At 42.7% G+C, this 13371-nt stretch carries 14 protein-coding genes and 1 riboswitch; of the genes, 10 read left to right on the forward strand and 4 right to left on the reverse strand.

Annotation, left to right across the window (positions count from 1 at the left end; translation table 11 throughout):
- Nucleotides 1-9 precede the first annotated feature (9 nt).
- Entirely contained in the window at nucleotides 10-1035 is a 1026-nt protein-coding gene (locus AB4307_RS10720; protein ID WP_017069848.1) for a GGDEF domain-containing protein, read from the forward strand.
- A gap of 233 nt (nucleotides 1036-1268) precedes the next feature.
- Here AB4307_RS10720 and AB4307_RS10725 read toward each other — a convergent pair whose 3' ends face one another.
- Both AB4307_RS10725 and AB4307_RS10730 read right to left on the reverse strand, forming a co-directional pair.
- The gene (locus tag AB4307_RS10725; protein ID WP_372131860.1) at nucleotides 1269-3698 is read right to left on the reverse strand and encodes a putative bifunctional diguanylate cyclase/phosphodiesterase; all 2430 of its coding nucleotides are present in this window, start codon (nucleotides 3696-3698) and stop codon (nucleotides 1269-1271) included.
- Nucleotides 3699-3701: 3 nt separating this feature from the next.
- A complete protein-coding gene (locus AB4307_RS10730; RefSeq protein WP_372131862.1) occupies nucleotides 3702-4733 on the reverse strand; it encodes an ABC transporter substrate-binding protein in 1032 nt (343 codons plus the stop codon).
- 575 nt (nucleotides 4734-5308) lie between these two features.
- Here AB4307_RS10730 and AB4307_RS10735 point away from each other — a divergent pair.
- From AB4307_RS10735 to AB4307_RS10760, 6 genes are all read left to right on the forward strand, one after another.
- A complete protein-coding gene (locus tag AB4307_RS10735) occupies nucleotides 5309-6109 on the forward strand; it encodes a PhzF family protein (RefSeq protein ID WP_372131864.1) in 801 nt (266 codons plus the stop codon).
- Between the two features lie 123 nt (nucleotides 6110-6232).
- Nucleotides 6233-6736, forward strand: coding sequence for a YgjV family protein (locus AB4307_RS10740; protein WP_017069852.1), 504 nt, complete (start codon nucleotides 6233-6235; stop codon nucleotides 6734-6736).
- A gap of 60 nt (nucleotides 6737-6796) precedes the next feature.
- A complete protein-coding gene (locus AB4307_RS10745) occupies nucleotides 6797-7111 on the forward strand; it encodes a cupin domain-containing protein (RefSeq protein ID WP_372131866.1) in 315 nt (104 codons plus the stop codon).
- A gap of 98 nt (nucleotides 7112-7209) precedes the next feature.
- Nucleotides 7210-7692 carry a GNAT family N-acetyltransferase gene (locus tag AB4307_RS10750; RefSeq protein ID WP_017064712.1) on the forward strand — a complete coding sequence of 161 codons (483 nt, stop codon included), beginning with the start codon at nucleotides 7210-7212 and terminating at the stop codon, nucleotides 7690-7692.
- Nucleotides 7693-7857: 165 nt separating this feature from the next.
- Nucleotides 7858-8115, forward strand: coding sequence for a hypothetical protein (locus tag AB4307_RS10755; protein WP_017060020.1), 258 nt, complete (start codon nucleotides 7858-7860; stop codon nucleotides 8113-8115).
- A gap of 131 nt (nucleotides 8116-8246) precedes the next feature.
- Nucleotides 8247-8543 (forward strand): hypothetical protein, encoded by a 297-nt coding sequence (locus AB4307_RS10760; RefSeq protein ID WP_372118171.1) that lies wholly within the window; start codon nucleotides 8247-8249, stop codon nucleotides 8541-8543.
- Between the two features lie 127 nt (nucleotides 8544-8670).
- Here AB4307_RS10760 and AB4307_RS10765 read toward each other — a convergent pair whose 3' ends face one another.
- Nucleotides 8671-9168 carry a fasciclin domain-containing protein gene (locus AB4307_RS10765; RefSeq protein WP_017060018.1) on the reverse strand — a complete coding sequence of 166 codons (498 nt, stop codon included), beginning with the start codon at nucleotides 9166-9168 and terminating at the stop codon, nucleotides 8671-8673.
- A 204-nt stretch (nucleotides 9169-9372) separates the two neighbouring features.
- Between AB4307_RS10765 and AB4307_RS10770 the strand changes: the two genes are divergently transcribed.
- The 3 genes from AB4307_RS10770 (at nucleotide 9373) to AB4307_RS10780 (ending at nucleotide 12305) form a co-directional block, all read left to right on the forward strand.
- A complete protein-coding gene (locus AB4307_RS10770; protein ID WP_102332872.1) occupies nucleotides 9373-10356 on the forward strand; it encodes a DUF2860 family protein in 984 nt (327 codons plus the stop codon).
- Between the two features lie 166 nt (nucleotides 10357-10522).
- Nucleotides 10523-11017, forward strand: a complete 495-nt coding sequence (locus tag AB4307_RS10775; protein WP_017060016.1) for a GNAT family N-acetyltransferase — start codon at nucleotides 10523-10525, stop codon at nucleotides 11015-11017.
- A gap of 75 nt (nucleotides 11018-11092) precedes the next feature.
- Nucleotides 11093-11192: riboswitch (purine riboswitch) on the forward strand.
- Nucleotides 11193-11282: 90 nt separating this feature from the next.
- Entirely contained in the window at nucleotides 11283-12305 is a 1023-nt protein-coding gene (locus AB4307_RS10780; RefSeq protein WP_136979512.1) for an adenosine deaminase, read from the forward strand.
- A gap of 179 nt (nucleotides 12306-12484) precedes the next feature.
- On the opposite strand, the gene AB4307_RS10785 is transcribed toward AB4307_RS10780, so the two are convergent.
- A complete protein-coding gene (locus tag AB4307_RS10785; protein ID WP_102320967.1) occupies nucleotides 12485-13150 on the reverse strand; it encodes a DUF2057 family protein in 666 nt (221 codons plus the stop codon).
- Between the last annotated feature and the right edge of the window lie 221 nt (nucleotides 13151-13371).

A 13371-nucleotide genomic window follows, 5' to 3' on the forward strand; every position in this document is an offset into this window, starting at 1 on the left:
AGGCTAATTATGAAGAAGCTGTTGTCTATGGCCGCAATCAAAGTCGTTGTTTTGTCTTTGGCCGTGGTTGTTCTATCCGTCAATATCTACAGTGTCACTCGAATTAATGACATCAACAAGAGCTTTTCTAACCGCCAAAATGAGGCCACTTGGTTTGTTTTTCAACTCGTCAAAGAGTATGCAAACTTCTTGATGGTTAGCCATGCAAAGACGATTGATTATGATGAACTTTGGTTGGCATATGACATTACTTGGAGTCGTTTTGATATTCTGATCAACAGCACTGAATCGTCCAATTTTATTCGCTCAGCAAACTTTAAACCGTACTTTACCGCAGAGTTTGAAAAGTTTAAGTCGTTAGAATCCTCAATTAAGTTGGTGAATCAAGGCGCTTTGCCTAAGGAATCACTGCAGAAGAAAATTGATATTTGTTACAACACGCTGGTCGAATTTATTAACGAAAAGTTTCGACTTCAAAGCCCGGTTATTGAAGAAAACACCACAATGGTCGACAAGTTGGTGATGATGCATCAGATAAGCAGCGTATTTCTGGTGTTGCTACTGCTTGTGACAGGAGCAATTTTTTACGTCGACTTTGCAATCAAACGAAAACTTCATTCTACCGACTTCATTACTGGCTTTCGCAATCGAGTCTCGCTCATGCAGTTTGTTAAGAACAGCTATCCAACAAACGGTAATTTCGACCTTTACTTTGTAAGAATCAGAAACCTTAGTGAGATAAACCAAAAGTATGGACTTGAATATGGAGACTTGGTGGTGAGTTCAGCTGCTAAGTCCCTGACGGCAAAGGTACCGGAAAGTACTATCTCGTTTCGTAGTAGTGGCAGTCAGTTTCTATTCTTCATTCCTGAGCAATTGTACACAAGTGATGAGATACAGGAAAAATTCAATGACGTGCTTAAGGATTATATCTCTGCGGGGAATTTAGAATTGATGATTGACGCTGTAGTCAGGCATAAGAAGAACATCAGCTCTAAAGATATGATGGAGCTACTAACGACGATGCAGAGTTAATCCCCGCATCAGCGATAAGTTAGATCATTAGGTTTTGTTGACTGTACGCTCACCATTCTCCCGCTTCACTATCATGGCTTTTGCCATTCTTTATTTGCCTCCTCATTCAATGTGCAGCCAATAGAGAGCTCCTGCTCTGATGAAGATAGTTCTACTACTAGTTATAGCTATAGTGGCTTTCCGCGCTTGAATAGGAAGAGAGGCTTTGAGGTTTAGGTTTAGGTTTAAGGTTACTACTTTTGAGTGAGTGCAACGATTCGCTCGTTAGATCTCGAACTGCTAACAGACTGCGGGTTTAAAATTGCTTGCGGGTTATGGTTTCGAACAAACTCGATGAATTCCAGATAAGTGAGTGGCTGACTGAAGAAGTAGCCTTGTATTAGGTTACAGTTGGCTTTTCTGAGGTAATGATACTGTTCTATCGACTCAACACCTTCTCCGACGACTAGCGTGTCACAAGAGTGGCCTAAGTTAACCATAGATTCGACCAACTTGCGGTCGGCCTTGTCGTCTACCATGTTATCGATAAAGCTCTTATCAATTTTGAGCTCATCCACAGGGTAGTGGAGAAGTTGGTTAAACGCTGTGTAGCCCGTACCAAAATCGTCAAGGGAGACCTTTAAACCTAAGCTTCTGAGGCTCTCGATAGTCTGCACCGTAAGCTTGGTACTTTTCACGTAACTGGTCTCGGTAATCTCTATAATAATGTTGCCAGGTGGCACTTGATAACGTTCGAGTACTTTACGGATGTTGTCGGCAAAATTACGGTTGTAGAGCTCCATCGCCGAGATATTAATTGACAGAGTGCCCTTGTATTTATGAAGTTCTGAAAGCTCTTTATAGCTTTTGATCGCGGTGCCAATGACCCACATGTCGAGCCTGGCAATAAGGTTACTCTTTTCTGCAACTGGGATAAATTCTTCTGGTCCCGCATCGATATCGAATAAGGCTGGGCAACGAATCAGGCACTCCGCGCCATCTATCTGAAGTGTCTTGGCGTTAAAAATAGGCATAAAGCGAAGTTCAAAGTTGTCACTTTCGCAGCACTCTAAGAGTCTTTTCTCTACAACGTCATGGCGTTCCAAGGTATGTAACAACTCTTCGCCATAAACAATACGACTTTCGCCATCACTATGAGACTTCGCATTAGCTAACATTTCATCGATGCATCGGTGCCAAATCTCATCGAACTTTGGCGTGTCGAGCGGTAAAACACCTGTTGCGAGTGATAATCGAAACCCATAGTAGTCAAGGAAGGTGGTGCCGGTCAGCGTATTGTTGATGTTCTCAATTTCTTCGTTTATCACTTGGTTCTTACCCATCTCCAAGATCGCGATAAACTGATTCCCTCCCAGTCTGGCTAAAGAGTAATCACTGCAACTAAAGCCCAAAGAGGCTTGTTGGTTTTGTAGTGTCTCTTTCAGTGCTTGAGCTAAGCTTATCAGTACATTATCACCAACTTTTGCCCCGTAGAGATCGTTAATTTTACGAAAATCGATGATGTCCCAACAAACCACATAGCAGTGTGGGCTCATCGAGCTTTTTAGTCGTACATCAAGGTGTCTGATGAAAGAGCGTCGGTTAGCTAGCTTGGTGAGTTGGTCGAATTCGGCTTCGAACTTCAACTCTGTTAATGAGTCTATGTACGCGTTCTTTAAACCATCAACTTCACTTTGCCCTGATGAGCGTTTGAAGTATCTAAGTTTGAGCCCGCCGATCGATATCTCTTGAAGTAAGTCTTTAAGCGGGCGCACAAGTTGGTAACGCACCACTAAATGCACGATCAACATGATCGTAAAGAGAGTGCCAAAGCCACCTAACAAGGTTTGTTTAGTGATGATGGCTTTCTCATGGTTGAACTTTTGTTCTCGAATATTTACTTGCGCGATGAGATTTCGGCTGGTCATCTGCACATTGATATTATCTTGGGTTTGCTCAATTGATTTGATAACGAATTGGGTATTTCCGATGTTGGCAGCGTCAGAGGATGGCTCGATTAAGAACTGAATATTGTCATCGTCATTGTATTTGATTAATAAGCTAGAGAGTTGTATCAGAGGTCCGTCAGCAATCAAGATGTAGCGATTTAAACTGTTACTTGCACGTTTGTCTTGGGGAAGGAGGTAAGGGTCAATTGCTGCAACATACGAGTATCTGAGCTCTCCACTGATCGAGATATAAGAGAAGCCTTCGTAGGAGAGTTCATTTTTGCTGATTAACGAGGTGTATATATCGAAGACTCTTTCGTAAATCTTGTCAGGGATCTTTAGCCCCTCGAAAGGATCGGCTCTGAGAGTCGAAAGCGTTAATTTGAACTTAGGGTCCACGATATAAACATTGCGTTGCCCAAATTGATTGACGTGATTCTGGCTTAATACTCGGAGTACTCGTTTTTCCAATAGCGATAGAGTCGTGTAGTCGCCAGGATTTTGAATGTAGCGGAGGAACTGCAACGAAGAACCGATATCTTTAACTAGTAAGGACAAGCGGAGCTGCTCGTATTCCGCCGCGACTAAAGCGGTGTTCACATCAGATTGCACCTTGTCCAAATACATGTGCTTAGCATGATTTGATGCGAAGTTGTACATCACGATTCCTGCTATCAGGAGCACAAATGTCAGCGTTGGTAAAAGTACAAAATAGAGCTTCTTCAATACTGGCATGAGTTATCTCAAACTGTCGACAATACGATTGCGAATTTGAATGCTACTCGGTTCTAACGGCTGATAAAGGTAGCTGCGATCTAATACTTCTTTATTCGGGAAAAGCTCGGGATCGTTTTGATACTCCTGAGAAGTGAGTGCTTTTGCTTTTGAACTTGGCGTTGCAAACCATGAATCCATTGCGTTTTGAGCGGCGATTTCGGGTTGCGATAAGAAGGAGAGAATCGTGGTTGCCTGTGGAGATCGCTCTCCGTTGTTAATTGCAGCCATACACTCTAACCATAAGGTTGTTCCTTCTAGAGGTACTGTGTAGGCCCAAGATGCCTCAGGTTCGGCATCATTAAGCACATAGCTGTCACCTGAGTATCCGTAGGCGAGGTCGATGTTGGCTAAGTGTTCGGGATGACGAATATAATCGACAACGTATTCATTACTTTCAAGGTGAGGCTTCTGTGCTTGTAGCGTTTTGTAAGCGACTCGAAGTTCTTGTTCGTTGTTGGTAAACGGCTCAAATTGATTCATCAGAAGCGCAGCACTCACCAAATCCGTAGGCTCATAATACATGCTGATTCGGCCGCTGGTTTTGGTTTCAGGGTCTAGAAGAGCGCCCCAAGACTTGGGAGTCTCAACTTTTCCGCTTCGGTATAAGATGCCGGATGTCCCCCAAGCGTAGGGGATTCCATATTCGCCACACCCATCCACCCATCTTGAGTCAAAGTTGCTTGAAAGGGATTGCTGCAAGTCGCTCAGGTTGTGGAATAAGTTCTGTTTAGCCAGCGCTTTCAGTTTCATACTTTCAATGACAACCAATTCAAACGCACCTCGTCGTTCACTCAATAGCACTTCATCACGAATGGACTCGTCAGAAAAATATTGCTGCTTTAGTGAGATGCCGTAGGTGTCCCTTAATTGGGTAACGACGCTGTCAGATAAAAATTCATCCCAATTGTAGAGATAAATATCATGCTGCTGGCCAAATACAGGGCTAGCCAAAAAGGATGTTGACGCAAGTATTGATACGCAAAACGCTTTCACTGACGGATTCCCTTTCGTACGTGATAACTAAATCGTAGCCCAAAATTTGCGACATGATTCAAATTTAGGCACTTAATTTAACTTCAACTTCATGCATTTCATGCAAATAGCAACTTGCTACTCCTACTTGATACCGAACCTTTATCGTGTGAGGCAAGGATGACTCCGTCGTATCGTATTCAACACAAGTACGTATTCCAGTTTATTGTCCGTGAATGGATTATTTAAATTAATATTCATCATAATATCCATTCTTACAAGTTATTATGCAAATATTAAGCATTAAATAATGATGCGGTGATTACCTTTTTCGGGTTTTCGCTCGCATTAATCGTCGTTATTCCTTTGTTTTGCCATCGCGATTTACTCTTATGTTCAATGTTCTTTTATCCCTAAAAACACTTCTATAACGTTTTGTTTATCATTTGTTTCGTTTCTCAATAAGTATCGATAAAGTTGTTGCTAAAGACTTGTAGCACAAGGTGATTGTGCTTATTGTGGGCAGCAATATCTAGGTTATGTCCCAACGAGCCATGATTGCCGGTTTGGGAAATGTTGTGCATTTAGGAGCCATTGTGGATTTAGAGATATATCAAGTAGATTCGTTTACAACTCAAGCGTTTAAAGGGAACCCTGCCGGGGTCTGTATCTCCAAAGAGCCGTTGGATGAGTCGTTAATGTTTTCAATCGCTGAAGAGATGGCGGTATCTGAAACGGCTTTTCTCGCGCTTAACACTATGACGCTTAAATGGTTCACTCCCGAAGTCGAAGTGAAGCTGTGTGGACATGGCACACTGGCAACGGTTCATGTGATGAAAGAACAAGGACTGCTTGAGACAGGTGATAAGGTCGTGTTTAACACCTTATCTGGGGAATTATCTGCCGCCGTTTGTGAATCGTCTATCGAGCTTGATTTTCCTAGTACACAGCTATCATTGCGTTCTGAACCCAACCTCACGCTGCTTGAACACCTAGGTTTAGATCCGCATCAAGTAGTTTCATTCAGAGAATTTGACTCTAAGCAGTTAATCGAAGTTTCCAACGAACAAATGTTATTGGAGCTTTCACCAAACTTTGATGCGTTAAAAGGTATTCAAGGGCGAGGTGTAGTGGTGACAGCATTGGCAGCAAATACGGAACTTGATTTTGTTTCTCGCTACTTTGCACCTTGGGTTGGGGTTAATGAAGATCCTGTGACTGGCTCGGCACATTGCGCATTGACGCAACACTGGGCAGAAAAGCTCAACAAAAGCAGTTTCAGTGCTTATCAGGCGTCTCGTCGTGGTGGCTATATGTCGACTGAATTATTGGCTAATGGGCGAATAAAGTTAATCGGCTCTGCGACCACTGTGATTAGTGGTGTGTTGAAGCTTTAGATTTTTATAGAAGCTTTAGAGCGCTGTTTGCTCTGTTTTGTTGTAACCGCCTAGTATGTTTTATTCGATTATTCACCGTGAAAGAAGCGGCTAGGGCGGAATGTTATTATTGAAGGAATCACCGTGTCTGCCTTTTATCTTTCCCAAGTATTAGTCGCGATAGCCATTTGTTTTGATCTTCTGTCATTCCAATTCAAGGAAAGGAAGAAAATCGTCACTTGTCTGTTCTTTGCTGGCGTTCTTATTTCGAGTCACTTTATCCTTCTTGAACAATGGACAGCGGCAAGCTTAATGACGATTGCCACGATTCGTTATTTGACGAGCGTCTTTTCTACCTCGTCTAAGTTTAAATATTTGTTCTGCTCGATGTCGGTGGTCGCAACCGCTGTGACTTATTCGGGGCTGACCAGCATATTGAGTTGCTTTGCCTCCGTATTTCAGACCTTTGCTGCCTTCAATAAAGATGACCGTCGATTAAGAGAATTGATGATCATCGGAACCAGCTTTTGGTTGGTTCACAATTATTTAGTTGGTTCGCCAACAGCGGTTGTTATGGAGGCGCTGTTTATCTGCAGTAACTTGGTGGGCTATTACCGTTTTTACTTCAGAAAGAGTGCCACTGCTTAGGTTTACAGTACAGCTAAGGCCCAAGTTGTTAATCAATTCAATGCTAGCTAGGAGAGCTTGATGCCAAACATTTACAATGATGTTCTTTCATCAATACCCAATGAAATATTCAATGACCTGATTGCCAACGACAGTGTTCGAATTGAAAGAATATTGTCGCATGGACACAGCTCCCCGGAAGAGGGTTGGTATGATCAAGATGAGAATGAATGGGTGATGGTGATAGAAGGTCAAGGCGTCATCGAGTTTGAAGATGGTCGCATTGTTACCTTGCCTAAAGGGGATTATCTCAATATTTCCGCAGGTGAAAAACACAAGGTGCTGAGGACGGATAAAGATGCGGTGACGATCTGGCTCGCTGTGTTTTATCGTTGATATCTTGCTCTAAAGCTGAGGCTGTTAGGTTATAAAGCTTGCTGATTCAGCTGTTTATTTGCACCTCAGAAAGGACTTAAGACAAAAAGGAGTATGTTGTGGTTAGAATTCGAAACTATCAAGCGAGTGATGACAAAGCACTGTGGGAGATCTTCTTTCATACCGTACGTAACGTGAATGTTCGAGATTATTCTCAACAGCAAGTCGAAGCTTGGGCACCCAGTAGCTTTGACTTTGCGTTATGGCAAAAGCGTATGAATGGGTTACAACCCTTTGTGGCTGAGCTCGATGGCTGCGTTGTTGGCTATACTGACCTGCAACCTAACGGCTTGATTGATCACTTTTTCTGTCACCACGAATATCAAGGGAAGGGTGTCGGGAAAGCGTTGATGGAACATGTTTTCACTGTGGGTCGAGTTCGTGGCGTATCGAGATATTTCTCTGAAGTAAGTATTACCGCAAGGCCTTTTTATGAGCACCTTGGCTTTAAGGTAGTAAATGAACAGGAAGTCGAAATGCGTGGCGTAAAGCTGACCAATTACGTGATGGAAAAGATAGTTGAAGATGGACAAGGCAGCTGAATAGGCGGACTCGTGTTCTTAGGGATACAGAAACCGAGTTTGAAATATTAATGAACCTTATTAAGGATAACTTTTCCTGATCTATTGATATTGTCGATGAGTTCAAATTGTGTGCAAGATAATTTGTCTAATCTAAACATTGAATGAATACAAGGAGTGTTGTTCATGAGTCATGTGAGTAGATCTAAACTATATACATTGGTGTCGATGTTGTCCTTCGCTGTTGGCGTTCTTGCCTTAGATGCTGGGGTGTCGGGGTTATTTCCTCTCTTTGTTGTCGTAATCTCATTCTTTTCATTTGTCATCAACTCGTTTCTTTGTTTGTTCGGAGGTAAACGCGAAGATGGCTTTGATGCCTATCAAAAAGCAAATCAGACTCGGTCGCGAGCACTGGTCAAAGGCTTAGAAGACTCGAACAAATAAACCTATGCCTTCAGACGAACGGTAATCTCATTTTTGACACAGTTTTCACCTGCTTTTTGTTCTCTTATTCAAGAAAAATCATCTCTTTAGAGATAATATTCACTTCAACTAATATCAGTGAAGGAAGTAAAGTGGGTATTGAAGCTTTAGCGTTTGTGATGGACGCATTAATCACCGCATGTTGTATGTACATCGCCTCTAAAATGTCTTTCGTGGTCGCAGATTTTAAATCCCTTCTTACTATTGCTGTTATCGTTGCTCTGGTGTCATTGATTCCAACAGTAGGTTGGGTGTTAGGGTTGATTCTGTTTGTGTTCCTACTCGGGAAAGCGACGCACTCTAGTATTGGTGACTGCATCTGGGTAGTGGTCTTCACGAAGGTGGTATCGATGGCGACTTTTCTGATATTCGGGCGCTTGTTTATGTAATCCGGGTTCTTGCTTATATAAAGGCAGGTTCGGCTAGTTTGATACCGATCTTAACTTGGTATTTAAACGTCAAAAGGGTGTGAACCTGTCACACCCTCTAAGAACCTTTGATTTGTGTTCATCTTTATTATTTAGGCAGTAATACAGCATCAATCACATGGATAACACCATTGCTTGCTTCAACATCTGCCATCACGACCTGCGCTTTGTTGATCATCACGTTGCCGTGATCAATTCCTACCATTACCGCTTCGCCTTGCACTGTTACGGCACTATCAAGTTTCATCACTTCAGACGCCATTATTTTCCCTGGCACCACATGATAGGTCAGTACTGCAATCAGCTTGTCTTTGTTTTCTGGCTTCAACAGCATATCAACCGTTCCTTCTGGTAGCGCAGCGAACGCTTCATCCGTTGGCGCAAACACTGTGAAGGGACCGTCACCTTTCAATGTTTCAACTAAGCCTGCCGCTTTTACCGCTGCTACCAAGGTGTTGAAAGAGCCGTTTTCAGCCGCCACGTCAACGATATCTTTCTTCATTCCGTGGTGATCAGCGTGAGCAAAAGCCGTAAAAAGAAGCGTCGCAACTAGCACTGACATGGTTTTGATTAATTTATTAAACATATTGTCTTCCTTTGAGTTTTGTCCGTTATTTTCGAGAGGTATTACGAAAGCCCAATCGTGATAGATCAATTTGTTGTGTCTTTGAGTGAATGGTTAGCGATATCGACAGCGTCAAGCGAATAAACTTATATTGTTAAATGCTTGTTATAATTCCATTTTGATGCTTATAGTTATTTGGTGATTATTCAAGTAATGGATGTGAATATGAGGTTTGTTTTACCAGTAGTCTTTTCTGCATTGGCTTCAATGCCTGCATACAGTGGCCTTGCTCCAAGTGAAGGCTTCAGCGGTAACTTCAGTGTATTGGCCGGTTTCTACTCTGACAGTAGTAATTTGAGTACTGAACAAGATTCGAATCAAGCCACCAACACCCAGGAAGGGGAGAGTGAAAACCAAGGGCTACTCGGCTTTTTGGGTACTGTTCAATATACTTTTGGCGAATCGCTGACTCACCAAGTGTATGCGGGTACGACACGAGAGGATATTGCAACAGGTACCATTGCGTTTGAGATCGGTTATCGATATCAACTTTCTGGTGGCACCATATTGGATTTTTCTGTTATTCCTACGCTTATCTCGGGTAAGGCTTGGACGGATCCGTATGCTGTTGGCGTTAATCGAAATGAAACGGATGTGAAAGGTAATGTAGGACGACTGCAGCTCACTAATATCGGTGGAACTGGTTTTCGAACGGATCTCGCATTTGGGCAATCAGATGTTGATGAAGAGCTATCTGGTAGCCAAGGCTTATCTCCGGAAGATACTGTGCTGCTGGATAGGGAAAGAACCTATGTGTACGCCAAAGCAGGATACCGCTTTATCTTACCAAACCACGCAGGTCTATTTGTTCCTTCAATGGTGTATTTCCACTCAGACGCAGAAGGAGGAGCACTCAGCTTCGATAGTTATGGTATTGAATTAAACTACGCGAAGAGAATCGGTCGTCATGGTTTTGTTGTCACCCTAGATGCAAGTGATCGTGAATATGATGAGTCGAATCCAATTTACGGGCAAGTACGTGAAGAGAATGAATTCGGTGCATTCTTAGCTTATGAGTTTGGTGGTTTGATGGGCTATAAAGATTGGGCGTTCATTACTTTACTGGGTTTAAGAAGCATAGATTCTAATATCGATTTCTATAACTCCGAGCAAGTATTAGCGAGTGTGGGTGTGGATTATAAATTCTGATATTCACACTATTTTAAAAATACTCATCAAAGCAGAAGTTTAAGTTCAGTCTTACTATTTGTTTAATTATTTCGGGCACTTACACCTTTAAAGGTTGTAGGTTCCCGTTGCTATCCGTAATATGAAAATTAGCTTATGGATAGAAATAATAGGATAAGGAAGCGCTTTGGAAATACAAATTAGACATTTAGAAGCAACGGATAGCCAAGATATTTTCGATATTTATCGCCGCCCTTCAGTTTCAGAAAACACCTCACAAAAGCCTTATCTTAGTTCTGAACAAGTGGAGCGACTGTTTGGTCATTCAGACCATTTCACTCTGGTTGCGGAAGTCTCCGGCAAAGTAGTGGGTCACATTACTTTATTCATGACCACCAAGGTAAGAGACAGGCACTGCGCTGGTCTTGGTATTGCTATTCACCCAGATATGCATGGTAAAGGGGTCGGTAAGGCGTTAATGCAAGAAGCGATCAATCAGGCGGATAACTGGCTTAATCTCGTGCGTCTTGAGTTAGAGGTTCATGCCGATAACCACGCCGCTATTGCTTTGTATGAACGTGTAGGCTTTCAGTTAGAAGGCACAAAAAGACTCAGTACGTTCAAAGCGGGTAAGTACATCGATATGTTGCTGATGTCGAGAATACGACCAGATTACCGTTGAGATCGAACCAAACAGGTTCCTGCTTTAGAAATCGGTTAATGAGCAATTGATTAGTGAAATTCCCATTAAACTCTGTATAGTAGCAACCGTTTGCTTCGTATAACCCCAATGATATGGTTTGGGGGTCTCTACCAGCTCCCGCAAAGTGCTGATTACGAAGGGTTTAGATCACAATTGTGTTCTTACTCTTTGTAATGGCGTTCAAGAAAACCTCCTGTCTATTATTCAGAGTAAGTGCACACCTAAAATCCATAGTAGGTGAAATATGAACGCATTTATTCAAGGGCTCCCAAAAGTAGAGTTGCATTTACACATTGAAGGTTCGCTCGAACCTGAGTTACTTTTCCAGCTTGCTCAACGCAATGGCATTGAGCTGCCTTATTCATCCCCAGAGCAACTAAGACGCGCATACGAATTTGATGATTTACAGTCATTTCTGGATATCTATTATCAAGGTGCCGATGCACTGCGCACAGAACAGGATTTCTACGACTTAACATGGGCTTATCTAGAACGCTGTAAAGCCGACAATGTTATCCATACTGAGATTTTCTTTGATCCTCAGACACATACCGATCGTGGCATTGCATTCGACACCGCTATTAACGGCATTCATCGTGCGCTTGAACAGGGTCATAAAGAGTTGGGCATTACCTCTCAAATCATCGCATGTTTTCTGCGCCATTTATCTGAAGAGAGCGCCATTCAAACGTTCGCAGAGGTATTGAAGCATCAAGATAAGATCGTCGGGGTTGGACTGGACTCTTCTGAATTAGGACACCCACCCGAGAAGTTCAAGCGTGTATTCCAACAAGCGAAACAAGCGGGCTTCTTGACGGTGGCTCATGCAGGAGAAGAAGGGCCGGCTCAGAACATTGTCGATGCGATTGAAATGCTCAGCGTGAGTCGAGTGGATCATGGTGTCCAGTGCATGACAGACGAAGCTCTAATCGAAGAGCTGATTGAAACCAAAATGCCACTGACGGTGTGCCCACTGTCGAATATTAAATTGCGTGTATTCGATGTGATGGAAGACCACAACATTGTCGAACTGCTCAGAAAGGGTGTGGCTGTAACGATTAACTCGGATGACCCTGCTTATTTTGGTGGTTACATGTCGGATAACTTTAATGCGGTGAGCAAAGCTCATGAGATGACGCATCAGGAGTTAGCGCTGTTTAGTTTGAATGCGATAGACGCGAGCTTTATTGAAGCGCCATTGAAGCAGCAATATCGAGAGCTTGTTCAAGGTTACTTAGCTAAAGCTGATTTTGACCAGAATTTCTAGCCGCTGTGCCCATTTACTAGCAGCTGAGTATAAAGCGCTAGGATGGCCAACTAAAGTGGATGGTAAAGTGTTATCGACTGAGTCTGCTTAATCTCTATAAGCCTAAATCATCTAGATGAAGACAAAAAAGAAGCTGGCAGTGTGCCAGCTTCTTTCATTTTTAAAGTAAGACAGTTGAGTTACTTGTTCACGTAGTCTTTGAATTTCTGCTTGGTTTCAGCATCTGCTTTTTCGTACCAGAAATACAACATTTCTTCAGCTGTATTCGCGGCATTTCCGTCAATCTTTGTTGGAAGCGTTACCGGTTGTGCGACAGCAGCTGCTACGCCCGCGCTAGAACCTACTGTAAGTGCAGCGATGCCGCCTTTCTGGTTGTACTCCTTCGCTTCTTGCGGGTACTTACGACCGATCTGCATGCCATCTTTGATTAGCTTATCTTGCTTAACACTGATTGCATTTTGGTTTTCATCAACCAGTTTCCAATCTAAGTTTTGAAGGCCTTTTTTCGCTTCGTTGGTGTTACGGAACTTAGGCATGTCGAACGTCAATGCTGTGTCTGTCGCATCAAAAGTAGCAATAATGGTATCGCTATCGACAAACTCGCGGTCGTTACCTTGGCTGAAAGCAAGTTGATATTTGAAAACGATTTGGTTCACGCCATCTGGAACGGTGATCGTTTTGCTCGAAGAGAAGAAACCACCGTCGAGATCAGGTTTAGCCTCATTAACAGCTAAGACTTCGACTAAAGCATCTGCGCTAGAAGGAACTTCAATTGTTACGTCAGCTAACACTTGTGGTGCTGCGATAATTGTCGAAAGCAGCGCAATGGATTTTAATGTTTTCATAATCATACAGTTGTTTATGGGCAGTTGAACTACAATCGCATGGTAAGAACTCCAATTCAAGTCATGTCATAAGGATTTGAAAAAATTTGCGAAATCTTAACGCAACGGTCATATATTAAGGTTCACATTGACTAGTGTGAGTTTTTATTTTTGAAAAATGAGAGGGTAGGTTGGGTGTGAATTGTACTAGTTGGCGGTTCGCGTCTTATGTTATTTGTATT

It is taken from the genome of Vibrio sp. 10N.261.52.C2 (assembly GCF_041471425.1).
Taxonomy (GTDB): Bacteria; Pseudomonadota; Gammaproteobacteria; order Enterobacterales; family Vibrionaceae; genus Vibrio; species Vibrio crassostreae_C.

Excerpts from the sequence above, each read along its gene's own strand:
- AB4307_RS10720 (WP_017069848.1), top strand. The coding sequence starts at position 10 with ATGAAGAAGCTGTTGTCTATGGCCGCAATCAAAGTCGTTGTTTTGTCT.
- AB4307_RS10725 (WP_372131860.1), bottom strand. The coding sequence starts at position 3,698 with ATGCCAGTATTGAAGAAGCTCTATTTTGTACTTTTACCAACGCTGACA.
- AB4307_RS10745 (WP_372131866.1), top strand. The coding sequence starts at position 6,797 with ATGCCAAACATTTACAATGATGTTCTTTCATCAATACCCAATGAAATA.
- AB4307_RS10755 (WP_017060020.1), top strand. The coding sequence starts at position 7,858 with ATGAGTCATGTGAGTAGATCTAAACTATATACATTGGTGTCGATGTTG.
- AB4307_RS10765 (WP_017060018.1), bottom strand. The coding sequence starts at position 9,168 with ATGTTTAATAAATTAATCAAAACCATGTCAGTGCTAGTTGCGACGCTT.
- AB4307_RS10770 (WP_102332872.1), top strand. The coding sequence starts at position 9,373 with ATGAGGTTTGTTTTACCAGTAGTCTTTTCTGCATTGGCTTCAATGCCT.
- AB4307_RS10780 (WP_136979512.1), top strand. The coding sequence starts at position 11,283 with ATGAACGCATTTATTCAAGGGCTCCCAAAAGTAGAGTTGCATTTACAC.
- AB4307_RS10785 (WP_102320967.1), bottom strand. The coding sequence starts at position 13,150 with ATGAAAACATTAAAATCCATTGCGCTGCTTTCGACAATTATCGCAGCA.